Here is a 25,579-nt window from a genome sequence, read left to right as displayed (position 1 = left end):
GACCATAGCATCATGACAACGTCCATATCCGAGCAGATCGTGAATGTTGCCGGGGCCCTCTTCTACAAGGAGGGAATCCGCGCTGTCGGCATCGACAGGATCGTCGAAGAGGCCAGCATCGCCAAGGCGACCCTCTATCGTCACTTTCCCTCCAAGGATCATCTGGTTGCCGCCTATCTGAGCCAGCGCCACGACCGCGTGATGAGCTCGCTCGACGAGGTGACGAGAACAATCGGAGAGCCCAGGGACCAGCTGGCCACCATCTTCGACAGGCTGTTCGAAAAGGCCGACAGCCCGGAATTCCGGGGATGCGCCTTTGCACTGGCGGTCGCCGAACACGGCGATTCCGAGCGCGTGGTTTTCGTCGCCCGCGAACACAAGAGCGCCGTGCGCGCGATTTTCAAATCGATCATGCTGCGCGCCGGTGCGATATCGGAACAACCGGCTGCGCATCTTGCGCTTCTTTATGAAGGAGCGCTTGCCACGGTTGCCGTCGATCGCGATCCGAATGCGGTGCTGGTTGCCAGGGATTGCGCGTTGACGGTTTTTGACGGGGCAGTCGTGTCCCGTGGACTTCAAAGCAGGAATGGAAAATGACAAAGACGATCGACTATTTCTTCGGCATCGGGTCCCCCTGGGCCTTTATCGGGCTTGAACCCTTCACCGCGCTTGCCGCGCGCTTCGGCGCCGACATCCGGCCCTATATCATCCCTCTGGTCGAAGAAAACGGCGCTATCTTTTCGCGCAACCGGCCGGAGCCACGGCGTGCCTATTGGTTCAAGGACCTGAAGCGTTGGGCAGCACTGCGCGGCAAGAGCCTCGATCTGGACAACAGGACCGGCCTTTCCGATCCGACGCCCGCGGGCCTGACGGTGATTGCCGCACAGCTTGACGGCAAGGACTGGATCGGGCTGACGAAGGCCCTGCAAGAAGCCTTCTGGTCACGCGCCGAGGACATCGGCAATGCTGACGTGCGCAAGGCGATTGCCGACACCGCAGGCTTCGACGGAGCGGCACTCGAGGCACGGGCGCAGCAAGGCGACGTGCAGGAACTCTGGCGCTCGAACTATGACACAGCAAAAGCCGCCGGCGTCTTCGGTTTTCCCACTTTCCGCTATGACGGCGAACTCTATTGGGGACAGGACAGCCTGCCCTTCCTGGAGCGCCACCTGAACGGCGAGAAGCTGATCGCCTGACGCGGAGAACTCCGCGTTCCCGGCCACTTTCGTCTCGACGGAGTGGCCGGCATATTACCGTTGGCCGCTATTTCCCGTTTGGATAGACCCAGGCATAGCCGAAATGATAGCGGTCGGGTTCGCGGCCATAATAGTAAGGCACGGCCATGTCGTGCTGTTCCGGATTGGACAGGGCCTCTCCGTATTTCTCTTTCAGCCACGCCGTCAACGAGACGGGCATGGTCGACGGCTTGCCATCCCGCTCGTTCCAGACCAGCAGCAGAGGCTGATGGCCTATGCTGGCATGATCGATGTCGAACAGCGGATAGGCGATCGAGATGACGGGCGTATCCGGCATGTTGATGCGGACATTGCCGGCTTTCTGCCACGTCGTTGTCACCACCGCCGCCGGCTTTCGTCCCTCGGCCGCCACGACCTGCTCGAGAAACGGGGTGTAGGGCGTGTTCAGATGCTCATAAGAGCCGAAGAATTTCGGGAGGATCACGCTTCCCGCGATGACGAGCGGCAGCACCACCATCATCGTGAGCGGCACATAAAGAAATTTCCGGAATACCTCGGCGGATCCGACCCCTGATGCCTCGAGCTTCAGGCAGAAATAAAGCGGCGTCAGGAAAAGGAACGGCAGCAGCCAGCGATCCCGGAATTCCGTCAGCGTAACCACGAGGATCATCAACAGCAATATGGAGAGCGTCGCGACGAGTATCGTGCCCACGAAATCCGACCATTCACCTCTTGCACGAAAACTCCGCAGGAACGCCTTGCGGAAAAAAATGAGGAAGATGACGGCGGTCGGCAAGATAATGACGATACCGGTCCCGAACAGCTCCTTGAGCCCGTTTCCAATGTCGGAAAGCTTGCCGCCCTCTCCCTGTTCGGACATGGTCCGCGTGGTCTGATCGATGACCGCGCTCATGTGCGAGGTCATCCAGAGGCCGTGGGGCAGGAAGACGAGGATTGCCAGCAGGATCGTCAGCGGCAGCCGTTTGTCGAGAACTCTCTTCAGCCCATCGGGATGCCTGAGGACGGCGACAAAGGTCGCAAGGACGATCAGGATAAAATTGTATTTCGTCAGCATCCCCACGCCGACCCACACCCCCATAGAGGCATAGGATATGAAGCTGGGCTTTCGCAGCGTCGAGACGACACTGTGGAGAAACAGGCAGATTGCCAGCAGCGTTCCGACCGTATGGGTCAGGTCCCGCTGCGCCTGCCAGAACATCTGCGGCATCGTCAGCAGCGACAGGGTGGCGATCGCCGCCAGCCCCTTGTCGGCAAGCAGTAATCGGGCCACCCGATGGTAGGTGTAGTACACAAGGAAGAGCAGAACGTTCTTCAAAACCACCAGCGACGCCAATGTGGTGCCGAAAACAGCAAACACGCCTTGCTGAATCCAATTGTAGAGAGGAGGCTGCGCGTCATAGCCCCAGTCGAGCCATTGCGCGACGACGAATTGCTGCGCCTCGTCGACACGCAACGAGTTCGGCAAAGCGATGCGAACGATGGCCTGCACGAGGAAATAGGCGGCAAGAACCCACGTCACCCATCGTAGATCGGAAAATAGACCCGACTTGGCGGAACGCTCGCCGCCCTCAACGCTATCCATCGCTTTTCCTTCTGGTGGAAAAATCTCGTTCGCGAATGACGACGGCATGCACCCGCGCCTTATTTAGGTAAGCGGTATAGTGTGTCACCGTGACGAAGGCAAAGGCTATAGCAGGGGATAAAGCTGACGGGGCGGTCGTAGAGCATCCGCGTCTGCCCTCGGCTTTCGACCGCACATCCCCATGGTCTGAAGCTGCCCGCTATATCGCCACCGGGCATAGAGAGTGACGGATTGCCGTCATCTCACGACGCTCGTCAGGCACTCTTCGGAGTCTTTCGGGAACGGACGCGAGCAGCAGCTAGCACCGACGTATTCAGCGCCACGGCGGCGCGAATGAGCGCCTTCAACGCCCCTTCATCAATCTTGGCGCCCTCCTGGAAATCGATGGCACGCCGGGTATTGCCTTCGAGGCTGGCGTTGAAGAGGCCCGAAGTATCCTCCAACGAAGCGCCCTTGGCAAAAGTCATCTTCACCACGTTCTTGTAGGTTTCACCGGTGCAGATGATTCCGTCGTGCGACCACACCGGAACACCTCTCCACTTCCACTCCTCGACCACTTCGGGGTCGGCCTGCTTGATGAGAGCGCGGACCCGCGCGAGCGTATCGCCCCGCCAATCGCCCAGCTCCTCTATCCTCGCATCGATCAGCTGAGAGGGAGTGCCGCCCTCGCCTTCCTTCGGATCACTGTTCTCCGTGACTGCTGTCGCTTTCCTCATCGCAACGTTCTCCTCGCCAAGACGCTTAGCGACTGAACCACAGCAGAGTCAGCCGATCAACTCCCGAGCAGATCAACCCCTGTGCCGACGAGAGATTCGGCGGCGGGTCTTTCCCGAAGATCTTGGTTTGGTAGCGTCGCCTTCTGTCAATGCCTTTCACAAGGCGACATGAACATTGCCGCAGGTTGAAATTATCCGCGGATTCTTACGCTCGCACACGTTCCGATCGTGAATCCGCCTGGAACAATTTTCGCGAAATTTCATCCGCCGATACCGGTCTGCCGACCATGTATCCTTGCAGCTGATCGCACCCCGCATTGCGCAACACCTCTGCCTGTTCAGCGGTTTCAATACCCTCGGCGGTTACGGGGATCCCCAAGGCCGTAGCCAGGGAGATCGTTGCACGCAGAACATCGGCTCCATTTCCTGCTTCCTTGACCCCGGATACAAGTGAACGATCGATCTTCATACGGTCGAACCCGAACTGCCGCAGCGCGCCGATGCTTGCATAACCGCATCCGAAGTCATCGAGCGCGAACTTTATACCAATACTCTTGAGTTGGTCGATCGAGCGGCGAGCCTGATCGGGATTGGTGATGAGGACGCCTTCGGTTATCTCCAAAGTAAGGCGAGCGGGATCGAAAGCGAAATCCTTCAGGACAGCGATCACCTGTGCGCCAAAGTCCGGATTGCACAATTGAATTGGCGACACGTTGACCGACAGTGTCAAGCCGTTCCAGTTCTTTGCGTGAGCAATCGATCGCCGCAGCATGTGGATCCCGAGAGCGTCGATCAGACCAGACTTTTCGGCAAGCGGTATGAAAACCTCGGGGCTGATATTGCCTGCCGGGCTAGGCCAGCGCGCCAAAGCTTCAAGGCCGGTGATCACACCTGTCGACGCAGAAACCAGGGGCTGAAACGCCGGTTCGATCGTGCCGTTGTTGATGGCACTTCTCAATTCGCTCTCCAGTTCGGCAATCCGCTGGCGATCCCGGTCAAGCTCAGCGTCATATTCGACGGCGTGGCCCTTTCCGTCTTCCTTGGCGCGATACAAGGCCATGTCGGCCCTGCGCAGAAGCTCCAGCGGTGCGATGCTTGAGGTACCGACTGCGGATCCGATGCTAGCTCCGGCCTCGATTGTCCGCCCGTCGAGTTTGAAGGGCTCTATAAATAGCCCGAGAATTGCTTTTTCCACTTCTTCGGGTGTGGCGGACCCAATCTGCACCAGCGCGAACTCGTCGCCGCCGAGCCTTGCCGCAGCAATGATTTCGTGATGGCAGGTCGGCAGCACTTTGGCGATGATGCGGATCAAGTCATCGCCGACGGCATGTCCCCACGCATCGTTGACTGCTTTGAAGCCGTCGAGATCGATCAGGTAGAGCGACATCGACCTATTGTCGGAATTGCCCGGGTGATCGAGAGCGTCCAGAAGCCCATGCCGGTTGAGCAAGCCGCTCAGACTATCGTGGCTGGCTTCGAAACGGGCAGCCTCCGCAAGCGCGCGCAGGCGTCGTGCCTCGGACGCACCGGCAAAAAGGACGCCCCCCAGGAAAAGAAGAAGGATGACGACGGCTGCCACTATATAGGGATAGACGTTGTGCAGCACTGCGGTGCCGGGTGCCACGCTGGGCCAGACGAGATATGCAATCGTGGCGCCGTTCATATCTTTGACGGGCGTACTGAGGAGACCTTGCGTAGGCGCAGGTGCAAGATGCAATCCCTCAAGTTCGTGCTCATCTGACAACGTGTCGAGAACGTCAGACGTCAGTTCTTTATAGTAGCTCAATACACTGAGCTTCGGGAGGGCTGCTCCGGCCGTGAAAGGCTGGATCGCCTGAGACGCCACAAGGGCTATGCCGCTTTCCGTCTTCATAAAATTTATGATGGGTTCTTGCCTTGGATCGGCGGCGGCCTCGATTTGACGATCGAACGCTTCTCCGAAAAGATCCCGAGGCTGGAAGGGTTTGCCCTTCGCATAGGCGGAGATAGTGGCTCCGTCCGGACCGATCACGATCGCGCCATCATAAAGAGGATAATTCGCGCTGGTCTTGCCCCAGTTCGTATAGGCCCAGTCTGTGGCAGCCGCGGAACCGATCGCATTGTAGGCATCGTCCCATACGGCGTTGTCCGTTGTGGTTCCACTGAGACGTGAGATCAATGCAGCGACCCCGGCTTGTGCAGCACGGCCGGCCCGGGCATCGTCCATTTCATTTGCCGAGTGCGTCATCGTCGTAACGACGTGTGCTACAAGGCCTGTCAGCACGAGCGCGATCAACAGGAAACAGGTGGTCACGACGAACACGGAAAACGTCTGGGCACGCGCCTGCCCAGTTGCGCGGTTGAGCGACATAAAAAGTCCGAGCGAGATATAAATTGGAGGGATCATGTCGGCGTGACTGCAGGAGACATCATGTCCGCAATGCGCTGCATCCTCAATCTACCTGCCGATCGTGTAGGCGCAATTAAGGTGCGTGGTTAACAAGGTCATCTTGAAAATCTGGTCCGCAAATGTTTGGAGCCCGGGTACTCTCCTCTTGCAATTCCTTCAATCGCCTCACGGATCACGATCAGTCGGTGGTTCAAATCCCGCCAAAAGCGCTAAAGACTACTTATGCTGCCGACTTCGGTATCTGGCGCTCGGCCAATCGCAGGAATCGGGTGTGGCTGTGCCCCCGCAAGCAGTTCTCTCATAAATCAATCAATGCTCAAATCTGAACGCCCGCCGACGAGCGCGATCCGCTCACATCTCAGGGCTCCAGATAGTCAATCTTGTCGCGAACAACGGTGGGACCAACTTGATAGTTTGATCGGTGAGGGGCAAATCCCTCTATGGTTCTTTACCAACAGTGTAAAATATCGATTTTACGAATAGATATGAGTGACATCGGGAAATCTTCGGAGACGAAGATGGTTTTTCCGCTCGTATTCGCAAGATTTTCACCAGAGCATTGCGCAACGACCGAAATCGTTATTTATAGAAACGGTTACAGGGCGAAAGTATTATTATGAAAGAGCGACGACTCCTTTATATTTGCGGCTTTGCGCCACATCCTAATTCGAGCTCCTCGGGACAGAAGATTGCCTTTGCGAAAATCGAGGAATTTTCCAAGTCCTTCGCCAGGATCGATGTTTTATATTTTATCAATGAGCTGGAAGAACTTGACGCCGGCCGCGCTTTGCCCCCTTGGCCCGCCAACGTTGGCGACAAGATCCCGATGCACATCACCAGGAGTATGCGGGTCGCAGCCGGTCTGCTGATGCCACATCTGCCGATGTTCGTGTCGGTTCGTCGGCTTGCAGCAAGACGTGAAGTCGCCCGGCGCCTTTCCGATCCAGCCTATACGGACTTTTACAGCGATTTCTCTCAGGGCTCGGCCGTGCTGTCGCGCCGCCAGTTGGCGCGATTCATCGTTCGGCAGCATGATGTGGTGTCAAAACTTTATGGACGACAGGCCGACAATGCCGGCGGACTGAAGAAATTCTTCTACCGGATGGAAGCAGCGAAGACCCGGGCATGGGAGCGTGGTGTGTGGTCCAGCGCCGCAGGGATTGAAACTCTCTCCGAGGACGATGCAGCACTTATCCGCGATGCACACCCGTCGACGCCGGTAAAATGCGTACCGCCAATGACCACGGTGGCGCTGGACCCTCAAATGCGTACCGCAGCCACGATCGTGCCCGGGCGCATGATCTTCTTCGGAAACATGTCACGGCAGGAAAACATCGACGCCGTCGTCTGGATGGCGCGCGATATCCTGCCGCAAATTCACCAGCGCAATCCGGAAGCCCATCTTTGGATCATTGGGGCGCATCCGTCGGACGAGGTACTGGCCCTGTCAGGGCCGTCGATCCATGTGACAGGGTTTATCGAATCTCCCATGGAACTGTTTGCCCAGGCGGAGATTGCCGTCGTTCCCTTGCGGCTTGGATCAGGTGTCAAGATCAAGGTGATCGAGACGATCGCAGCCGGCATTCCAACAATTACGACACCCGTTGGCGCCGAGGGCATTCCCTCACATCGCTTGCTGATGATTGCCGAATCGGCATTGGAATTTGCCGAAAGTGTCTGCCGTGCTCTTACCAGAGAATGAGAACGCCAATTCGTCGTCAAGCAGGAGATGGCGGCGGTGACGCGGTGCCGATATTGCCGCGAGATCCCTGATCGCCGTTACGTCCGGTGAGCGACTGCGAGCTTCAGCCTATCATTGTACGCCGGTATCCGTGACGAAACACACAATGGACCCTGCAGAACCCTAGCCAGATTTGCAGCCAATTCGCTGGCATGCTCCGACAGACATGTCAAATGATGGCCCGACAGCTGAATATGGAGAAAACTGCTGGCCAGGCGCGACCACTGGGTTCCGTCATAGAGCCCGCAGCGCCGCCCACCGTGATCGATTCCCGTCGAAAGAACCACGATCGGAGTTGTCGTCGGTGGTGGCAGATAAGATGCGGTTGCAGCCAGATAAACACTGCGCAGCGCCGCGTTCGTCTCTCGGATACGACGCTCCTCGGCTCCCACCAAATTTTCGGTCTTGGCAACATGCTTCAGGTGGTGTGTCGCGAGATTGCGCGCGAGCCGCACGATATCGCCGGACGGCAGACGGACGGTTCGGCCGATATTCCAGAACGCGTTCATCAGGTGGCCGAACGATTTCTGCACCGCCAGCGAGCGCCTTTCCACCGTGGCAAGGGTCGCGGCGATGGCCCCGTGCAAACGCCTGTAGAAAGGCCACGTATTCAACGATGGCGGCTCGATCATCAAGATGAGTTCGACCTCGCGGCCTTGCTCCTTGAGCAGTCTGGCGCATTCGTAGGCGACCAGTGCGCCGTTGCAATAGCCGCCAAGCCTGTAGGGCCCGGCGGGACGGAAGGCGAGAATGTCTTTCAGACGCTCCTTTGCCATCCATTCGATGCTTGGGCGCAATCCCGGATCCTCAAGTCCATGTGACGCAAGGGCCGCAATGGGATAGCCGCACTCGGCAGCTAGACGGCGAACATAGAATCCGCCCATCTCGAAATCACCATGCAGGAAGATAAGCGGATTGCCCTCCATCTCGGCATTGTAGAGTTTGAGCGTTTCGCTTTCCTCCGCACACGCTCTGCGCCAGAATCTCAGCTTCTCAAGACGACGGCCCCTGATGTCGTCTCTTGTCCTGTTTTCGTCATTCATGACTTCCCCCCGTCATCCACCTTAAAATACGGGCTGCACCAGCAGCGGCGCCAGATGCAACGGCCGCGTAGCCTTTCTCTTGGAATGAATATCCAGCCACACTCGCTCTACTTGATCGGTCGTCAACTGCGTAGCTTTAGCTGTCTCCTCCACCCCGAGCCCCTCGTTCAGAGCATGGAGGCACAGATCCATGCGATCGTAGGGCAATGCGAAGTAAAACTCCTCCTGGGTTTGAGTGAGCGACCATGTATCGGTTGTCGGGGGTCTGCGGCGAACTTCTTCCGGCACGCCAAGATATTCGGCGATCTGATAGACCTGCGACTTATACAGATGCGCGATCGGCTTCAGGTCGGCTGCTCCGTCACCATTCTTCACGAAGAAGCCCTGATCGTATTCGAGCCGGTTCGGTGTTCCCAAGACTGCATAGTTCAGGCGATCCGCGTGGTAGTATTCCATCTGCTTGCGGGTTCGCTGCTTCATATTGGTGGCGGCAACAATACCGAGATAGACGGAAGCCGGCATGCGGTGCCGCGTCTGCGACCCATCCGGCGCCTGAAGCACGAGCGTCGAGAGGGCATATCCTTCGCCGGCTAGCGGACTGGAGATCACCACCTTGCAAGACCAACCCGAACCGTAAGCTGGTTCGACTTGCCGGATAAAGTCGTCGCGCCGCTCGTAACAGCCCATCGCCGCAAGAGCAGAACCGATATCCTCGATCGCTCCTTCCAGTGAAAAGGCCTTGGCAACCTCTTGCCCAAGCGAAAGACTTTCCGGGTCGGAATCGTTTTCCGGCATGAAAATAGCAAAGACGTTTTGTGCGCCGAGCGCATAGGCGGCAAGAGCTGCGCAGACGCTGGAATCCACGCCTCCGGACAGACCTATGACAAGCCCTCGGCGACGCATCTTGTTGCGCACCTGATCGCGCATTGCCTGCGCGATACGATCGACCTCGGCCGCGGCGTCTATGCGCAAAGCGTCCGAGGACAGCGCGCTATGGATGGAGAGAGGACTTGGGTTCATTCTGCCAGCTCCATTGAATGCTCGAATTCTTCTGCAGCGAGCCTGCGGCTCACCTTTCCAGTGTCGGTCTTGGGCAACTCCGTGCGGAAAGAGACGGAACGCGGCACCATGAAATCCTCAAGATTTCTCTGGCAGTGACGAATGACCATCTGCTCGTTGAGAGAGGGATCGTAGGCAACGACGACGGCATGAATCGCCTGCCCCAGAATCGGATCCTGCCTGCCGAAGACGACGACTTCCGCCACACCCGGACAGGCGTGAATGGCAGCCTCGACTTCCTTTGGCGCTACTTTCTCGCCGCGTGTCTTGATGATGTCGTCCTTGCGGCCGACGAAATAGAGGAAACCATCGGCATCGGCTCGAAACAGGTCGCCAGTGTAGAGGACGCGCTCCCACGGATTTGGCCCGCGTCGCAACACCTTCGCGGTTGCCTCCTCATTCTCCCAATAGCCCTGCATGACGTGCGGACCACGAATGACGAGTTCTCCTACGACACCGTGCGCAACCTTTCGGCCCTGATTGTCCACCACATAGGCCTGTGTATTCGGTATGGCGATGCCGACCGAACCCGGACGGACATCAAGTTGCAACGGCGGCAGCCAGGTGCAGCGCTTGCATTCGGTCAAACCGTACATCGAAAATATCATCACATCCGGAAACAGCGCCCGCAGACGCTCGATGTGCTCGGGCGGAAGCGCAGCAGCAGTGTTGGTGATATAGCGAAGAGCCGGCAGAGAACCGGGAACCATATCCCGCATGTTCAGAATCAACGCGGCCATGGTTGGAACCAGTGGGAATCCCGTGACCTTCTCCCGACGCATGATATCGAAAATGGCTTGAGGGAAGGCGAAGGATTTCTCCAGAACGATAGTTGCGCCGACCTTGATCGCCATCAGGATCTGATAAAGCCCATAGTCGAAGGCGATCGGCAGAACATTCAGGATCACATCATCGGCGGTATTTCTCAGATAGGCGGTGATCGATGTCGCGGCCGCTTCGATATTTCGATGCGTCATCATCACGCCCTTTGGCCGTCCCGTTGAACCAGAGGTGTAGATCAGCATCGCCAGATCCATGTCGATCCCGACATGCCCAACCGGTCGTGCCAATCCGGCAATACCGTCAGAGAAGCGCGAGGCGCCGGGCAGAAGCGATCCAGGATCTCCTGATATGATCGCCACCTCCACATTGGTTTCTTCCGCTAGAGCCTGTTCGAGAACGCCGGCCAGTCTTGCCTGCGTAATCACCGCGCGCGCGCGGCAATTGCGCAGCATAAATGCGAGCTTGTCCGCCTTGGTCGAAGGATTGACCGGACTGAAGACACCCCCAGCTTTCAGAACGGCAAAGATCGAAACAACCGCCTCCCAGCAGTTATCCATGAAGATCATCGTGCGATCACCCGGCCGCAGGCCCCTGATTTGCAGGTCCGCCGCCAGATGATCCGAAAGCGCGTCAAGATCGGTGAAACTCAGGCTCATGTCCCTTGTCACAAGAGCCAACTTGTCTCCCCATCGTCTGGCGCTGTATCGCAGGAAATTCTCAACGCGCATTGTCTCCTCCCATCCGTGTTTTCAGGCTACCGCTGCAATTGGACCGGTTGCCGATCTCTTGCTGGCGATGAAAGCTGCGACCTTGGAAATCGAGTCGAAGTTGGCTGGTAGGATTTCCGCATCGCCGACGGTGATGCCGAAGCTATCTTCGACGAAAGTGACCAGCTCGAGAATGCCGGTGGAATCGATGATGTCGTTCTCGATCAACGACGCGTCGTCGGCGATCGTCCTTGTCGTGTCTCCAAACAGAAAGCTCTCGACGACAAAGGCCCGGATTTGCTCTTTCAGCGGAATCATAGTGTTTTCTCCCTTCAGATCACGGCTGTCATTTCGCGATCGCCCCTATCCCCGGCCGATCGCGTTACGAATGTTTCATTCCATAGCTGCGTCGACAGGATGCCGACGAAGGCCGTATTGTCCCGAAAGCCGTCGGTTTGCCGCCTGCATTTCGCAAGCAGCTTTTCGGCGGCCGCCGGATTGAACAAACCCGTTTCCTGCAGCGCCCGCGGCGAAAAAAGGCGTTCGACATAGGCCGGTTCCTGCCCGGCAAAGAACGAACGGCTGTCGGGCGCGCGGTAAGGCTGCTTGGTCCGGTTTCCGATCGATGGCGGTAAAAGGCCGGCTGTTGCTCTGCGCAGGATATGCTTTTCGACGAAACCCTTGAGCTTCATTCCCGGAGAAATCCGCGACGCAAACTCCACCAGGCGATGATCCAGGAACGGAAACCGCCCTTCGACGCCATGGGCCATCGACATGCGGTCGCCCTGGCTGGACAGAATATAGTCGGGGAGCAGGAACTTCGTTTCCAGGTACTGCGCCCGGTGCTGCGGATGCCAACGCGCAAAATCCCTAGGTAGCCGGGAAAGCACCTCGTCGGTCGCATCATAGCCGGCAAGCCTTGCCTTGAGGTCGCAGGAAAAGAAGATTTTCGCTGCCGCCGTGCTGCGATACCGTGGACGATGCGAGAACAATGGATCGTCTAAATTGGCATTGCCAGCGCCGAAAAAGGCGGCAAGTGCTTCCGGTGTCTGCTGGCTCAAGCCGGGTAAATAAGGATAAAGCCGCCGGAACAGAAGCGGGCGGCGGGACGAGGCCGGTTGCCTGGCGCAGAAGCTGCGAACGCGGGCTTCCTTGAAAATATCGTAACCTGCGAAAACCTCATCCGCACCTTCACCTGTCAACACGACCTTCATCCCTTCCTCGCGGACATGACGTGACAGGAGATGGAGAGGCGCTGGTGCCGTGCGAATGACAGGTTTTTCCGTTTGGGCGATTACCGAAGGAAAGATGCCGGCTATCTGATCTGGCCCGCAGGCAACGGCCGAATGCCGCGTGCCAAGCGCCTGGACCATCTCGTTCTGAAAATGGCTCTCGTCATGCTCAGCAGTGTCGAAGGTTACGGAAAACGTCCTCAGACCCGCTGTCGCATAGGGCTTGGCCAGAGCGCAAATGATCGATGAATCGAGCCCTCCAGACAGATAGGCGCCCACCGGAACATCCGCTCTCATGCGGATCGCAGTCGCATCGTCAAGCAAGGCAAGCAGTTCTTCAGCGATATCGGCTTCATCGCGCTCATCCGCCATGTCGCCGGCATCCGGAAACGAAACATCCCAGTACTGGCGTATCGAAACGCCGTTGGTGTCGACGATCATGAGATGACCCGCCGGCAATTCCGAGACACCTTTGAACATGGTGCGCGGAGGCACCGGCGCCCACATGGTGAACACTTGATCCAACGCGAAAGGATCAATCTCTGCATCAATCCCCGGCACCTTCAGCAGGGCCTTGATCTCGGAGGCGAAAAACAACATCCGCGAATGTTCGACGTAGAAAACCGGACGTACACCCATACGATCGCGCGCGATCAGCATGCGCTGCCTGGTGGCGTCCCAAATCGCAAAAGCGAAATCGCCGTTCAGCAAATAAACGCAATCGGGGCCTATATCCTGATAGAGATGAATGATGACTTCGGTGTCGGACGTAGTCCGGAAGACGTATCCCTTGGCTTCCAGGGATTGGCGTAGTTCGACGTGGTTGAAAATCTCGCCGTTGAAACTGATTGAAATAGAGCCGTCGACATTCGACATCGGCTGCTGGCCATCCACCAAACCCACAATGGAAAGACGACGATGTCCTAATCCAACGCCGACGCTGGTGAATACGCCATCTTCGTCGGGACCACGGTGCTGGAGAGATCCCGCCATCCGCTCTAGCAGGCTTGCGGCATCAGCCGGTACCATGCCATTTCCGAAATATCCCAGAATGCCGCACATACAAACTCCCCGCGGGACGAAGGCATTGGAAACGCCTCTGCAACGTTCCCGTCGTCCATAAGCTTGTCGGTGCGGACCGGGGGAAGCAATGGAGCAATCGGACTACCCCGACTGGAAGGGGTAGACACACCCACCCTCAGCCGAAGGTAGGTAACCCGCATGCCCCAGCTCCATTGCCTTTACGCACCCAGCCTCCAATGGGAACATCCGCTCAGCTAAATGTGGGCGAGGCAAAGGGGCGCGTTGAGCCGCCTGCCAGGACAAGAGGGATCAAGATCGTGACAGACAATGCGAGAGCGAACGATACGCAGACGACGAACGTCAAACCTTACTTCACCCGACAGACCGAGGACTTTCCCACGATGCCCACAGAGAAAGAGACCATAGTAACCTTCATGAACCTCGACTTCGAGCTCGGGCCGAACGTTCTTGTGCCACGCAAGGAGACGGAATTGCTGGGAACGGTGTGCATCGACCGTCTCAGTCAGGGCACCGTCACCCCAATCGTCGTCGACATGTGTTGCGGCTGCGGCAATCTGGGAATTGCAATCGCAATGAATATTGCTGACGCCCAGGTCTGGTCGTGCGACCTGACGCCAGAGACGGTCGATGTGGCTTGGCGCAATGTCATACGGTTTGGCCTACAGGACAGGATGAGTGTCGTTCAGGGTGACATGTTCGAAAATATCAGAAGCATCGGGCTGGAAGGTCGCGTCGACCTCATCGTCTGCAACCCGCCCTATATTTCGACCGGCCGCCTCGAGGCGGACCGCGCGCATCTCCTGGAAAATGAACCTCGCGAAGCCTTCGACGGCGGCCCATACGGGATTTCGATCCAGCAACGCCTCATCCGGGAGGCATTCGAATTTCTGAAGCCTGGTGGCTGGCTGGCTTTCGAATTCGGCGAAGGACAGGAGCGACAGGCCGCCGCGCTGCTCGCGCGGACACGCGCCTACGCGCCTGTCCAGTTCATTCTCGATGCATCGGATATTCCGCGCGTCGCGCTTGCTATGAAACTTTAAAGCGATCAGCAGAGCTGCCGGATGGATGGCCGAGAGATTGCGGCATGCATAAACTGACCACTTGAGAGCATGCATGCCGTTTACGTGTGCTGGCGGGACTCAAGAAAATCTGGATCCGCCATTGCCCATATTGCCGCCTGAGTGCGGTTCCTGACGTCAATCTTGCGCAGTATGGTCTTGATATGGACCTTGACGGTGCTTTCGGTGATTTCCAGCCTGCGCGCGATCTGCTTGTTCGACTCTCCACCCATGACCAGTTTTAGGATCGATTTTTCCCTTGGGGAGAGATTGCGGACGCCGTTGACGATCCTTGTTGTCTGAACTGGCGCCGCGGCCATGTGCGCGTCATGTTCGTGAACGTCGAAAACATCCGAGCCAGCATCCGGGCAGATGATCGCGTCACCCAGCGCAAGTTGTTTAAGCGCAAATGATTTCGCATCGTCGAGCGCCAGAAGTCGCAAGTCGGGCTTGTCAGCCGGTAACGCGGGCGTTCGCGGATCGTCCCGGCCGCCCGCGCTCGAAACGGACCAGCCCGAGATCACCGAACATTCCTCAGAGATCAGCTGCAAAGCTTTTATAAAACTCTCCGACGAGAGGCCTTTATGGAGATAGCCTTTCGCACCCCGGTCAAGGATGGCTGTCGCCTCAGCGTGGTTATAAGTATCGGCAAGCACGACGACGCGCACTTTTGGATTGATCGACAGCACGGCCGTCACAAAATCCAGGATCGCCACGTTGGCAACCGTGCCAATCACACATACTGCGAGAGACTCCATCCTCGGCAATTCATGGAGATCCTCCAGGGTTTCCCCCATTCCAACCACCTCAAAAGACGACGACCCGAGAATAAGCCGAGTGCCTTCTCGAAATAACCGACTAGAATCAAATATATAAGCCGGGCTGAGCATAGAAATACCCCCCTTTCCCGACGAGAAAGATGCAAAACCCCAATTTTCGTTCTTATTTGCGTTCGTCTTACAACGATGGCGCGCATATAAATTAATAAATACTTTATTTATGTTGTCAAATACTTTCGCAACACATAAATATTCGTTGCTACTCATAATGGCCATCGTGACATCGAATAAAGTGTCATTATATTGTAATTATACTTCTTTTTTCGATAAACAATATTCACGTTATAACTCGCATTAGTTCGTATGAGCGATATTCATTAGGATTACCTCCTCTGTTTCCTTGCAAACCTTGCGCCACAAATGATGTGCTCTGCCTGAGGAAACACGGATCGGCCGACAATCTCTGCCGTAACCAGACCCATAGAGGAGCATCCCGTGAACCAGCCGCCGAAACTCAGCCAAGACATTAGATCGCTTCGGCCAATGCCGGCAGTGAGATATCTGCCGCAACAAAGAGCGTTCAACGCATATATTAAGCGGGCATTTGATATCTGCGCCTCGCTTGTCCTGCTCTTAGTCACCGCTCCGCTATTCGCCGTTATCGGCCTGCTGGTCGCACTTGATGGTGGCCCGATCATCTATAGGCATGTGCGTGTCGGCAAGGACATCACGCCGTTCGATTGTCTGAAGTTCCGCACGATGATGCTTGATGCAGACGGCTGCCTGCAGGAATATTTGTCGTACCACCCACAGGCCAAAGCTGAATGGGTTCGCGACCAAAAACTTTTATTCGATCCGCGCATCACGCCGACGGGGAAATTCCTGCGCGCGACCAGCCTTGATGAACTTCCACAACTGATCAATGTCCTACGGGGAGATATGAGCCTTGTCGGACCACGCCCGGTTACCAGTGCGGAGCTCAGCCACTACAACCGGCATGTCAGCGAATACGCCAGCGTGCTGCCTGGCATTACCGGCCTATGGCAGGTCAGCGGGCGCAATGATCTCAGCTATGAGCGACGGGTCGAACTCGATTGCGAGTATGTACTGCAGCATACACTCTTCATGGACTTCAAAATTCTCATGCGGACTGTAGGTGTTCTTCTGTCCCGCAAGGGAGCGCGATAGCCATGAAGAACGTCGTTATGTCCGATGCTGCTGCCTTCGATGGTGGCAACCGTTCAGAAATAGCCGGCGTATCGATTCTCATGGCAACCTATGCGCGGGAAGAGGCCAGCAATCTCTATGCGAGCCTTGAAAGCCTGCGCATCCAGACGCGCCCGGCGGATCAGATCGTACTCGTTATTGACGGTGCGATCGACGAGGCTCAAGAAAAAGTAATCGCGACTTTTGCCACGTTGGATGCGCCGTGGGAGTTCACGGTGTTGCGGCTGCAACAAAATGGGGGGCTCGCCCGTGCACTTAATGCCGGGCTTGGCGTCTGCACCCGGTCGGTGATCATGCGTATGGACAGCGACGATATCTGTCTTCCCGACCGGATCCAGGTTGAGGTCGAATTTCTTGAAACCCACCCCGAGATCGGCCTCGTCGCAAGCTGGGCCGAGGAATTCTATCACGAGAACCCCTCATCGACCCGCTTGCGCGTGGCACCGACGGTTCATGATGCTGTCGTGCAGGCTCTGCGCTGGCGCAACATCATCGTTCATCCATCAGTGGCAATCAGAGCGCACTTCCTGCGCTCCGCCGAAGGCTACAATTCGAAATTCGGCCTTCTGGAAGATTATGACCTCTGGATACGACTGGTGCTGGCCGGGGTACGTTTTCACGTCATTCCAAAGGTCCTGATCAAGTCGCGAACGGGAATGGGATTGAACGAACGCCGTGGTGGTTGGCGCTATGTCACCAACGAAGTGCGCTTCAGGCTACATTTCCTGAAGGCGGGCTTTCTGTCCTTCAACCAGTTTCTAGTGGTCACAACACTCTACACCGGCTTCCGCATGATCTCCGGATCCCTGCGCGGCAGAATGTATGCCTTTGTTCGCAACTGAGACAATTGAAGGAGGCAATGAAACGCAATGACAAAACAAAATGCAGCCGATCCTGTTTCGCCGATCACGCTTGTCGCTCCCGCGACGGAGAACCATGCGCTCAGCCCCGATACGACCCACGACGCGCCGGGAAACCCGGCCCCCCGTTATTCGCTTCGTCGGTTTCTCCTCGGAGGAACGGCCGTCATTGCAATCGCGCTGTTTGCCTGGCCGATGCTGCCGCGCGTCTATGAATCGACGGCAACCCTGGTGCTGCGTCCGACCGATAACGAGGGCCAAACCGACTATGCCCAGGCCATGCGGCAGCCTCTGGACGAAAATTCCATCATCTCCGCTCTCGACGCCTTCAATTCAGTAGCCCTTGCCCAAAACGTGATCGACGCCAACCAACTCGCCATGGACGACGAGTTCAAGGTGAAGCAGGGATTGGCCAGCAAGATTCATAGTACTGTCATCAGCATGCTGGACAGTATTCTGCCGGAAACCTTGGCACGCAATACGCCTGCACTCTCTGCGAAGGACGTGATGGCAGGCAATGTGTCCTCCGCGGATACGCCGGAGGCCTCCAAGCTGAGGAGTAATCTATGGGCCAAGCTGGTCGTCAATCGTAACCGTTTGTCCTACACGGTCAATGTCGGCTTTCGCTCAAATGACCCGCTGAAGGCGGCCACGCTGACCAAGTCGCTCGTATCCGCCTATCTTGACGCCCAGGTCAAGCGCAAGATCGAAAACGTCGACGGCATGAACAAGCTTCTCGAGGACCATGTGCGTCAGGCACGCGACCGGGCGAATACATCGGCTTCCGAGATGGAGGCTTTCCTTGAGAAATCGGGCCTTATCGACCAGGGCGCCGAAATCTCGCTCGAGGCTCAATTGAGCGCCCTCAGTACAGAGCTTGCAACTGCACGGGCGCGCAGTATCGACTCACGGACCCGTGCGGATAGTCTCGAAGTCATGAAATCCAAGGGCACCTTGGACAGTGCACCTGAAGTTCTGGCATCGCCAACCATACAGCGCCTGAACCAAAGCCTCACTGAAAGCATGTCTCGGCTTGCGGTGATGTCGACGGAATCGCGCAACATTCTGGAGCAGGCTCAGGTTGAGCGCGACCGAATCGTCGCCAGCGTTCGCGTGGAAGCCGACAATTGGGCTGAGCGTGAACAACTTCTCTCCGCAGAGATCGACAAGATCCGGCTGAACATGGTCGAGCGACGCAAGGCAGGCCTGCGCCTCGATCAATTGCGTCGCGAAGCCGACAACGATGCCCAAGTTCTGGCAGACGCACAAACCCGGCTGAAGACCCGAGCGCCGACGCTGGAGGCTCTGAAGCCCGATGCGGAGGTCCTCTCGCCGGCAACGGTTCCTGTCAGGCCGGTCTTCCCGATCTTGCCCCTCTATGCGGCAGGCTCTCTTGGTATGGCGTTTCTTGCAGGCGCCGGCATGAATGCGTCCGCGATCCGTCGCGATGCAAAACGGCTGTTGAAAATATGACTGTACCCGCCCACAGTTCAGCAGTCCGTTGGGCTGAGCCGGGCCTGGTTTTTGCCATCCCCCTTGCGATTGGCTTAACCTGGCTCGGCTTATGCTTCACAATGCCTCAAAATCCGGCCGCAGCTCTGGCGCCGTTCGGCATCATCGGCGCGGCCGGATTCGCTCTGGTTCTCATCGCCGCCGCCCTTGGCAGACGGTGGGCCGTGGCCTCATTGCTCGTCTTCGTCATTTTCGGCCTGAGCCTCAGCCTACGCCAGCGCGCATCGGGTGAGACGGGACTGGATTGGCAGAACGGGCTGAAGCTTGCCACCTGGATGCTGATACCGCTCGTTTGCCTTGCGAACTTTCAACGTCTGCTTCCCTATGTCCGCGAGCCGACTATCGCTCTTGGTGCCCTCTACGGCCTGCTGGCAATTGCTTCGGGCGCCTGGTCGCTGACACCTGCCTATACCGTGGCCAACGCGTTGGGGTTTGTAGCCTATCTGATGCTGGCGTGCCTTAGCGTCTCGGTCCTCGGGCTTCAGGCGACCTTGCGTTTGGCCACGTTCACTCTTTTGGCTTTCGTCGTGTCGGGACTGGTGGCCGCAATCGTCTTTCCCGATGCGGCTTGGCTGCCGCCATCGGCTTTCGAGGCAGATTTCCGTCTTCGTGGTCTTTCCGGACATCCCAACGTTTTGGGTGAGCAGGCAGCGGTGCTGGTGACCTTCGCAATCATCTGCTATCGCCGTGGAATCCTCAACCGCTGGGTTTTTATCGCGGCGCTGATCGCGGGCTTTGGGGCATTGATCGCGGCCGAAAGCCGTACAAGTGCCGCCGCCGCCATGGCAGCTTGCATCATCATTGAACTGCGTGAAAGGCACTATCTCAGGCCAATGGCCGGCATCGCCCTCGTGATCGGAGCCATCGCGCTGCCGTTTATTGCGATTGGCGGGCTTCCGAGCATGTCGCCATTCCTGGGCTCCCTGGCACGCTCCGGCTCCGCGACAGAGATTGTGACGCTGACCGGACGCACGGAACTGTGGGCCGTGGCATCCGATCTCATCGCGCGCAAGCCGCTGTTGGGTTGGGGTTTCAACGGCACAGAAGCACTCATGATGGGCAGCGTAGGGCGCAACTTTGCCGGCGACCCTGTCAATGCCCACAACATGTATGTTCAGACGCTCCTCTGCATGGGCTTCCTCGGATCACTGCCGGCATTCGTCTTCCTCGGCATCGCGATCAAACGAATGGTGACGAGGCCCGACGCCGTCCGCGATCAGGTCGTCCTGCTCGTGATGATCATCGGTATTGCTGAAGTCAGCCTGTTTGCCACTCCCGGCCTTCTGACGCTTGCCTTTTTCATCGTGCTCGCCGGTGAGCTCCATTCTTCGTCGCAGCCCGCCACGGTCCACAGTGATATTCCCGCTCCGCAGGAGAACAGCAGCTCATGATTTTTGTATTCGCGCGTATTGGTGGATTGCTTTGCGCTGTCAGCGTGGAAACCGGCTCCTTACGCAACCCGGTGGCATCATGACGACCGCCTTCGACACAGATACCACGCCGGATATCTCCGGCTTCGCCACCAGCCATGTGCCGGCCGTGTTTCACCGGTTACGAATGTCGCCTCATCTCGCCTGGTTCGGTTGGCCGATTACATACGCTGTTGGTACTTTACTGCTGACCATGCTCGGCAGCGGCACAACCCTGATGGCAGCCCGCTTGCTCGATCCTGTCCAATTCGGGACTTTCGCCCTTCTCACCAGCCTGTTTACCTATGCCAGCCGCGCCGATCTCGGGATGTCACAACTGGCTGACAAGCGAATTCCGGGGAAGTCGAACGCAATTGCCGAACACGCCGGTCTCGAGATCCTCGTCACGCTCTGGATCGTTGGGGCGATCGCCCTGGCGGCCAGCATTTCCGTTGTGCTGCTCGTCGACGGGTTTGGGGTGGATCTGCCAATTCTCGGAGCAACATTCGCCATCACCGGCGGCATCATGGGCATGATTGCCAATGGGCCGGCAACTCTGTTTCGCGCCGCGTCGAAGGTCTGGGAATTCACTGTCTTGGCGCTCATTCTGCAGATTGCCATGACCGTGCCGCGTCTGGCGGGTCTAGTCCTGGGTGGGGTCGACGGTTCGTTTGCCGCGGTCGCGATCTATTACACGCTTTGTGCGGTGCTGCTGGCCCGTCCGCTGCCTCGGCTGAAGAAACGCCCGCCCCTTGCCTCGATGGCACAAGCCGCCTTGCCGCTTTTCGCCTTCAACGCGTCATGGACCTTCTATCTCAGCGCCAACAGATGGATATCGTCGGTTCTGTCTTCACCGCACGATCTCGGGCTGCTGTCCTTTGGAGCGAGCCTAGCCATGATCGGGCTCGGCATCATGGCGGCCATCGCACAGGTCCGCTATCCGAAGATGCTGGCGCGCATGAGTGGCCAATCGCTCCAAAAAGATTCAGCTGTCGTCGAGAGGGAGGTCTTCGTCGTCACGCTCGCGCTCAGTCTTGTCGCCCTTTGCGCGGTCTTCGTCAGCGATCGTGTGATTGCCGCGATCTTCCCCGCCTATACGGAAGCCGTGCCTGCAACGATCGCTCTCGCGGTTTCCTGCGTATCATTGGGCGCCATGGTCTGGATCGTGCCTATGATCATCGTGCGGTCTCAATCACCGGGCCTGGATTCCATGAAACTGTTCGCCGTCGGCTTCGGCACGCTGTTGGTCACGATGACAATCGGCAACAGTCTGGCGGGCATTGATGGACAGGCCTGGGGCAATGTCGCAGCCAGTCTGCTGATGCTGGCCGCAATGGTCGCGTTGATGTGCCGGCTGGGCATGCTGACGGTGACTGCGTCATGGCGGATCGTCAGCTTACAGGGAATAGCAGCAGCCACGCTGGCGTTTCTGGCTTTCCTCGGCTCGGCACAGGCGGCCGCCGTCAAGCAGGAGCCTGCGCAGACCTCCGTCGCCGGCTGGAAGACGATCTTCAAGGACGACTTTTCAACGCTGGACTTTCGAGCTGGCGGCAAGGGAACATGGAAACCTCTCTACCCATGGGGGGCGCGCAACAATGCCAGCAACAGGGAAATGCAATATTATGTCGATCCGCGACCGAGTGGCGACAATGCCGCCGTGCAGGCGCTGGCGCCATTCACGATCGACAACGGCATTCTGGCTATACGCGCGTCGAAAATTCCCGAAAGCCTTCGTATTCACACGGCAGGATTTGAATATGCCTCGGGCATGCTAACGACGGCTGGCCGCTTTTCGTTCACCTATGGTCGAGTGGAGATTCGTGCCCGGATGCCAAGTGGAAAAGGCTTGTGGCCGGCATTCTGGCTGCTTCCCGCGGACAAAACATGGCCACCGGAAATCGACGTTTTCGAGGTACTTGGTCAGGATACACGCAGGCTGCACGTAACCGCGCACAGCAGCCTTCACATTCCAGCCGGTGCGCGATCGGCGCAAAAAGGCACGGAGCTTGTCACCGCCGATCTGTCCGACAATTTCCATGTCTATGGTGTCACCTGGACGAAGGATAGCCTCGTCTGGTCTCTGGACGACCAGATCATCTTCTCGACCCCGACACCGCCGGACATGCACAAGCCGATGTACCTTCTCGTCAATCTGGCTGTCGGCGGTTCGTGGCCCGGATCTCCGGACGCATCGACGCACCTGCCAGCAAATCTTCTCGTCGACTGGATACAGGTGAAACAGCCCGAGGTTGATAACGCAGTTCAAGAAAAGGGGATCACACAATGAAGATCATCAGTCTTTCGGCGCTCAGCATTGTCGCCGCGCTTTCGCTGTTGCCTCAAAAAGGCTTTTCTGACGAGCGAGATGCCTACAAGCTCGGTCCCGGCGACATTCTGCAGCTCAGCGTATTCGGTGTCGCCGACTTCGCGCGTCGCGTGACCGTCAATATCGATGGCAACATCTCCGTCCCGTTTCTGGGCGAACTACACGGTGAAGGTCTAACGATCCACGATCTGCGCGTGGCGCTGACCGATGGCCTGACGAAAGACGGGCGGATCCAGTCCGCCGACGTTTCCGTGGAAATAGTCGAGCTCCGGCCTTTCTATATTTCAGGCGACGTGTCGCGTCCGGGCGCCGTGCCCTATCGGCCGGGATTGACCGTCAGGCATGCTATCGCGCTTGCCGGCGGCTACGACGCCTTGCGCTTCCGAACCGAAAATCCCCTGATGACCGCTCCGGATCTCAAGAGTGAAAACGAGAGCCTCTGGATCGACCTCGCCCGGCAGAAGGCGCGTGCCATCAGCTTGAGGGCAGAACTGAACAGGACGCCTGACATCGACCTTACCAGTATTTATTCCGCGCCGCTGCAGCGCAAGACGCTGGACGAAATCGCTTCCTTCGAAGAAAGCGACCTGAAGATGCGTCTCGCCAATTATGCAAAACAGCGCACATTCCTGCAGATTTCCGTGAAAAATGCTGAAGGCACCATAAAGGCGCTTCAGGATAGGCAGGAGCGGAACGAGGAAAGCATCACACTTCAACAGGGTGCCGTCGACCGGATGAATATATCCGCATCCAAGGGCCTCGTCATGGCCAACCGGGTCGATGACGAACGCCGGTCGCTCGCCGAAATTCGCAGCCAGCAGGGCGACACCGAGGCAAGGCTTGTGCAGGCTGAGCACGACAGGGACGAGCTTGCCCGCAACATCGAAGTTCAGGACGAACAACACAACACGCAGCTGAACGACGCCTTGCGTGATACCTCGATCGAGATCGCGAAACTTGCGGGCAGGATTCGCGCCTCAAGTGAGAAGCTGCTCTATACAGGTGCGGTCAAGGCGCAGATGCGCGGCGGTGAGGGCGGCCCATCGCTTGTCATCTACCGTAAGAACGGTGAGCAAACGATGCAGATTGCCGCTCAGGAAGACACCCCGCTCCGGCCCGACGATGTTCTCGAAGTCACGATCCGGCCCGAACAGATGGTGATGTCCCCGAACAGCCAGTAGGGCATCGTAAACTTAGAGCGTGTTTGGGAATTAACCTGCTACGAGCCGATTGAGCGTTGCGATGTCGATCATTATCTTTGACGTCTGCACGCGATACTCACGGTCCTGTCTGATGGCACAACGATCATCTTGTGTCCGGCCGCGTATCTCGTCTTCGCTTCTGTAGAGCTCGGCAATGCGCCGTAGCGGCTCGGTGGCAATGGGTGCGGGTCTGGCAGCGGCCAGTTCGTAAAAACGCCGACAAACATGCGACCAGCAGAAAGCCAGCGAGACAGTGTTCTTGGCAGCAAACGGGCGGTAGCCGCCATGCAGCCAACGTAGCCTCACTTCGAACGGAGCTGAATGGGATTGTGGTTGGCGACCATGCTGCGGCATCTTCGCGCGATTGGCGCTAGCCCCGACGCCGCGCCGGCTCTTGATGGAATGCCAATGACATAAAGCACGCGAAGGGATTTGAACCCTCGACCCCAACCCATTCGTGAGTTCGAAGCGGACTGCCCGAACCAGAAGGCGATCGCCTCCATGGGTCGTCAAAGGCCAAGTGTGCTCAGCCAGCTATCGAAGGTCGGCAGCTCCTCCGTATGTGGCGGGTGTTCGATCCTGAGCTCTCCCATATGCTTGCGCACTTCGCTGGGGCTATAGCCGAATTCATGGGTGAATGCGCGGCTGAAATTAGCCGCAGAATCGAAACCAAATTTGCTAGCGATATCGATAATTTTTCGGTTATTGGCAGGATCGGCAATCGCCGAGCGGGCCGCCAAAAGCCGTCTTTTGCGGATATAGTTCAAAACGCCACCCGATGTTTGGAATAGCTCATAGAGTCGGGTGCGCGAAATCGCCAGTTCACGGCTCAAAGTTTCAGGCGTCAGATCCTCCGAACCCAGATTGTTTTGGATAAAGCGCCGGGCTCGAGTCATCAGTCCGATCTGCGAAGTTTGGTCGTTGACCATATGGCAATCCATAAGCGGCGCGACGCAATGGTACACCATCTCCCGAAGTTGGCTTCTTACACCCTGCAGATCATCCCTTGTTAAACGATCAAGATTCGCCTCGAGGAAGGCGACGTAATCGGAGAGAAGCTTCACGCGCGCACCGCTGAAAACAACATTGTTGCTAGCGCCCGGCAATCCGCCTCGATCGGCAAACAGATCATAAGGCAGGATCAGGGTGACCGATTCCGCGCTCAGAGTACGTCCGTAAAAAGGATAACCGAGTGTGCGGATTTCCATCATGCCAGGCTCGTTTTCCGCAACCCGCCCATTGACGCCAGTCCATGTTCTTCCGGTGCGCAGGAACGTAATCTGCCAGTGATCTACGGAGCTAAAGCGTACTTTCTCGGCCGAGCGCTCGTAGCTGAAAGCCGGTGTGGCTTGCTGGATAAGCAGCACCCCTTCAAGATTCCAGACGGTTTGATTGACCGGAAAACAGTCATCAACTTTTGCATTCTCCGGCAAGCGCATATCTATGAGCGGCGCCATGCGATCCTGCCACGCAGGAAACTGTTGATCCGAGCCCAGATCTCGAGTCGAAAACGGCAGGGACACCAGCTGCGGCACGCCTTGGGTTCCGCTACAGAGCGGCACCTGGGATATACGCGGCCACCGACGTCTTTCTACAAACGTTGGCTGTTCTGAAGAAACATCAGCTTTGCTCCACATCATTGTGACGGCCTTTCAATAGTACGCTGAAAGTTGTCCAGTCTTAATTACCGTAT

20 protein-coding genes and 1 pseudogene are annotated in these 25,579 nt (G+C 57.4%); 10 read left to right on the top strand and 11 right to left on the bottom strand.

Features of this window, described 5'->3' with window-relative positions:
* Positions 1-12 precede the first annotated feature (12 nt).
* Together RRH01S_RS08990 and RRH01S_RS08985 are read left to right on the top strand one after the other, a co-directional pair.
* A complete protein-coding gene (locus RRH01S_RS08990) occupies positions 13-597 on the top strand; it encodes a TetR/AcrR family transcriptional regulator (protein ID WP_007690547.1) in 585 nt (194 codons plus the stop codon).
* Entirely contained in the window at positions 594-1,196 is a 603-nt protein-coding gene (locus RRH01S_RS08985; protein WP_042470985.1) for a 2-hydroxychromene-2-carboxylate isomerase, read from the top strand. Before RRH01S_RS08990 ends, RRH01S_RS08985 begins: the two co-directional genes overlap by 4 nt.
* Before the next feature lie 67 nt (positions 1,197-1,263).
* Here the strand turns inward: RRH01S_RS08985 and RRH01S_RS08980 are convergent, their stop codons facing one another.
* The 3 genes from RRH01S_RS08980 to RRH01S_RS08970 all read right to left on the bottom strand — a co-directional run bounded on the left by RRH01S_RS08980 (position 1,264) and on the right by RRH01S_RS08970 (position 5,865).
* Positions 1,264-2,799, bottom strand: a complete 1,536-nt coding sequence (locus tag RRH01S_RS08980) for a glycosyltransferase family 39 protein (RefSeq protein WP_234711670.1) — start codon at positions 2,797-2,799, stop codon at positions 1,264-1,266.
* A 254-nt stretch (positions 2,800-3,053) separates the two neighbouring features.
* On the bottom strand, positions 3,054-3,515 hold the full coding sequence (locus tag RRH01S_RS08975; RefSeq protein ID WP_012649430.1) for a DUF1801 domain-containing protein: 462 nt from the start codon (positions 3,513-3,515) through the stop codon (positions 3,054-3,056).
* 205 nt (positions 3,516-3,720) lie between these two features.
* Entirely contained in the window at positions 3,721-5,865 is a 2,145-nt protein-coding gene (locus RRH01S_RS08970; protein WP_012649429.1) for a bifunctional diguanylate cyclase/phosphodiesterase, read from the bottom strand.
* Between the two features lie 1,027 nt (positions 5,866-6,892).
* On the opposite strand from RRH01S_RS08970, the gene RRH01S_RS08965 reads away from it, so the two are divergent.
* Positions 6,893-7,606: a glycosyltransferase family 4 protein gene (locus tag RRH01S_RS08965; RefSeq protein WP_229202676.1), complete on the top strand. Its 714-nt coding sequence runs from the start codon at positions 6,893-6,895 to the stop codon at positions 7,604-7,606.
* A 77-nt stretch (positions 7,607-7,683) separates the two neighbouring features.
* Here the strand turns inward: RRH01S_RS08965 and RRH01S_RS08960 are convergent, their stop codons facing one another.
* From RRH01S_RS08960 to asnB, 5 genes are read right to left on the bottom strand one after another with little or no spacing between them, the layout of a single operon-like run.
* Positions 7,684-8,688, bottom strand: a complete 1,005-nt coding sequence (locus tag RRH01S_RS08960) for a thioesterase domain-containing protein (protein ID WP_012649427.1) — start codon at positions 8,686-8,688, stop codon at positions 7,684-7,686.
* A 21-nt stretch (positions 8,689-8,709) separates the two neighbouring features.
* Positions 8,710-9,708, bottom strand: a complete 999-nt coding sequence (gene nadE / locus RRH01S_RS08955; protein ID WP_012649426.1) for an NAD(+) synthase — start codon at positions 9,706-9,708, stop codon at positions 8,710-8,712.
* Positions 9,705-11,258, bottom strand: coding sequence for a class I adenylate-forming enzyme family protein (locus tag RRH01S_RS08950; RefSeq protein ID WP_042470982.1), 1,554 nt, complete (start codon positions 11,256-11,258; stop codon positions 9,705-9,707). Before RRH01S_RS08950 ends, nadE begins: the two co-directional genes overlap by 4 nt.
* Before the next feature lie 21 nt (positions 11,259-11,279).
* Positions 11,280-11,555, bottom strand: coding sequence for an acyl carrier protein (locus RRH01S_RS08945; RefSeq protein WP_007690557.1), 276 nt, complete (start codon positions 11,553-11,555; stop codon positions 11,280-11,282).
* Positions 11,556-11,569: 14 nt separating this feature from the next.
* A complete protein-coding gene (asnB, locus tag RRH01S_RS08940; protein ID WP_042470977.1) occupies positions 11,570-13,531 on the bottom strand; it encodes an asparagine synthase (glutamine-hydrolyzing) in 1,962 nt (653 codons plus the stop codon).
* A gap of 278 nt (positions 13,532-13,809) precedes the next feature.
* Here asnB and RRH01S_RS08935 point away from each other — a divergent pair, with 278 nt between their 5' ends.
* A complete protein-coding gene (locus tag RRH01S_RS08935; RefSeq protein WP_007690569.1) occupies positions 13,810-14,553 on the top strand; it encodes a N5-glutamine methyltransferase family protein in 744 nt (247 codons plus the stop codon).
* Positions 14,554-14,633: 80 nt separating this feature from the next.
* On the opposite strand, the gene RRH01S_RS08930 is transcribed toward RRH01S_RS08935, so the two are convergent.
* Positions 14,634-15,617: a response regulator transcription factor gene (locus RRH01S_RS08930; RefSeq protein WP_229202675.1), complete on the bottom strand. Its 984-nt coding sequence runs from the start codon at positions 15,615-15,617 to the stop codon at positions 14,634-14,636.
* 228 nt (positions 15,618-15,845) lie between these two features.
* On the opposite strand from RRH01S_RS08930, the gene RRH01S_RS08925 reads away from it, so the two are divergent.
* From RRH01S_RS08925 to RRH01S_RS08900, 6 genes are all read left to right on the top strand, one after another.
* Positions 15,846-16,538, top strand: a complete 693-nt coding sequence (locus RRH01S_RS08925) for a sugar transferase (RefSeq protein WP_012649422.1) — start codon at positions 15,846-15,848, stop codon at positions 16,536-16,538.
* 2 nt (positions 16,539-16,540) lie between these two features.
* On the top strand, positions 16,541-17,419 hold the full coding sequence (locus RRH01S_RS08920; protein WP_012649421.1) for a glycosyltransferase: 879 nt from the start codon (positions 16,541-16,543) through the stop codon (positions 17,417-17,419).
* A gap of 27 nt (positions 17,420-17,446) precedes the next feature.
* Complete coding sequence (locus RRH01S_RS08915) at positions 17,447-18,910, top strand: GumC family protein (RefSeq protein WP_037222639.1); 1,464 nt, start codon at positions 17,447-17,449, stop codon at positions 18,908-18,910.
* A 101-nt stretch (positions 18,911-19,011) separates the two neighbouring features.
* Positions 19,012-20,340, top strand: coding sequence for an O-antigen ligase family protein (locus RRH01S_RS08910; protein WP_229202674.1), 1,329 nt, complete (start codon positions 19,012-19,014; stop codon positions 20,338-20,340).
* Positions 20,341-20,419: 79 nt separating this feature from the next.
* Complete coding sequence (locus tag RRH01S_RS33140; RefSeq protein ID WP_049783236.1) at positions 20,420-22,645, top strand: family 16 glycosylhydrolase; 2,226 nt, start codon at positions 20,420-20,422, stop codon at positions 22,643-22,645.
* The gene (locus RRH01S_RS08900; RefSeq protein ID WP_012649417.1) at positions 22,642-23,865 is read left to right on the top strand and encodes a polysaccharide biosynthesis/export family protein; all 1,224 of its coding nucleotides are present in this window, start codon (positions 22,642-22,644) and stop codon (positions 23,863-23,865) included. The genes RRH01S_RS33140 and RRH01S_RS08900 overlap by 4 nt, the downstream gene beginning before the upstream one ends.
* Before the next feature lie 99 nt (positions 23,866-23,964).
* On the opposite strand, the pseudogene RRH01S_RS33410 reads toward RRH01S_RS08900, so the two are convergent.
* Positions 23,965-24,174 (bottom strand): annotated as a pseudogene (locus RRH01S_RS33410) (IS66 family transposase); the annotation flags it as partial.
* A gap of 221 nt (positions 24,175-24,395) precedes the next feature.
* Positions 24,396-25,526, bottom strand: a complete 1,131-nt coding sequence (locus RRH01S_RS08895; RefSeq protein ID WP_012649415.1) for a helix-turn-helix domain-containing protein — start codon at positions 25,524-25,526, stop codon at positions 24,396-24,398.
* Positions 25,527-25,579 lie beyond the last annotated feature (53 nt).

The organism is Rhizobium rhizogenes NBRC 13257, assembly GCF_000696095.1.
In the GTDB taxonomy this organism is placed as follows: Bacteria; Pseudomonadota; Alphaproteobacteria; order Rhizobiales; family Rhizobiaceae; genus Rhizobium; species Rhizobium rhizogenes.
The sequence above is the reverse complement of the archived record's forward strand: the minus strand, read 5'-3'. Positions and strand labels throughout refer to the sequence as shown.

What these genes read in the sequence shown, in the direction of transcription:
- RRH01S_RS08990 (WP_007690547.1), top strand. Translation starts at nt 13, where the DNA reads ATGACAACGTCCATATCCGAGCAGATCGTGAATGTTGCCGGGGCCCTC.
- RRH01S_RS08985 (WP_042470985.1), top strand. Translation starts at nt 594, where the DNA reads ATGACAAAGACGATCGACTATTTCTTCGGCATCGGGTCCCCCTGGGCC.
- RRH01S_RS08980 (WP_234711670.1), bottom strand. Translation starts at nt 2,799, where the DNA reads ATGGATAGCGTTGAGGGCGGCGAGCGTTCCGCCAAGTCGGGTCTATTT.
- RRH01S_RS08975 (WP_012649430.1), bottom strand. Translation starts at nt 3,515, where the DNA reads ATGAGGAAAGCGACAGCAGTCACGGAGAACAGTGATCCGAAGGAAGGC.
- RRH01S_RS08970 (WP_012649429.1), bottom strand. Translation starts at nt 5,865, where the DNA reads ATGTCGCTCAACCGCGCAACTGGGCAGGCGCGTGCCCAGACGTTTTCC.
- RRH01S_RS08960 (WP_012649427.1), bottom strand. Translation starts at nt 8,688, where the DNA reads ATGAATGACGAAAACAGGACAAGAGACGACATCAGGGGCCGTCGTCTT.
- nadE (WP_012649426.1), bottom strand. Translation starts at nt 9,708, where the DNA reads ATGAACCCAAGTCCTCTCTCCATCCATAGCGCGCTGTCCTCGGACGCT.
- RRH01S_RS08950 (WP_042470982.1), bottom strand. Translation starts at nt 11,258, where the DNA reads ATGCGCGTTGAGAATTTCCTGCGATACAGCGCCAGACGATGGGGAGAC.
- RRH01S_RS08945 (WP_007690557.1), bottom strand. Translation starts at nt 11,555, where the DNA reads ATGATTCCGCTGAAAGAGCAAATCCGGGCCTTTGTCGTCGAGAGCTTT.
- asnB (WP_042470977.1), bottom strand. Translation starts at nt 13,531, where the DNA reads ATGTGCGGCATTCTGGGATATTTCGGAAATGGCATGGTACCGGCTGAT.
- RRH01S_RS08930 (WP_229202675.1), bottom strand. Translation starts at nt 15,617, where the DNA reads ATGAGTAGCAACGAATATTTATGTGTTGCGAAAGTATTTGACAACATA.
- RRH01S_RS08920 (WP_012649421.1), top strand. Translation starts at nt 16,541, where the DNA reads ATGAAGAACGTCGTTATGTCCGATGCTGCTGCCTTCGATGGTGGCAAC.
- RRH01S_RS08915 (WP_037222639.1), top strand. Translation starts at nt 17,447, where the DNA reads ATGACAAAACAAAATGCAGCCGATCCTGTTTCGCCGATCACGCTTGTC.
- RRH01S_RS08910 (WP_229202674.1), top strand. Translation starts at nt 19,012, where the DNA reads ATGCCTCAAAATCCGGCCGCAGCTCTGGCGCCGTTCGGCATCATCGGC.
- RRH01S_RS33140 (WP_049783236.1), top strand. Translation starts at nt 20,420, where the DNA reads ATGACGACCGCCTTCGACACAGATACCACGCCGGATATCTCCGGCTTC.
- RRH01S_RS08900 (WP_012649417.1), top strand. Translation starts at nt 22,642, where the DNA reads ATGAAGATCATCAGTCTTTCGGCGCTCAGCATTGTCGCCGCGCTTTCG.
- RRH01S_RS08895 (WP_012649415.1), bottom strand. Translation starts at nt 25,526, where the DNA reads ATGATGTGGAGCAAAGCTGATGTTTCTTCAGAACAGCCAACGTTTGTA.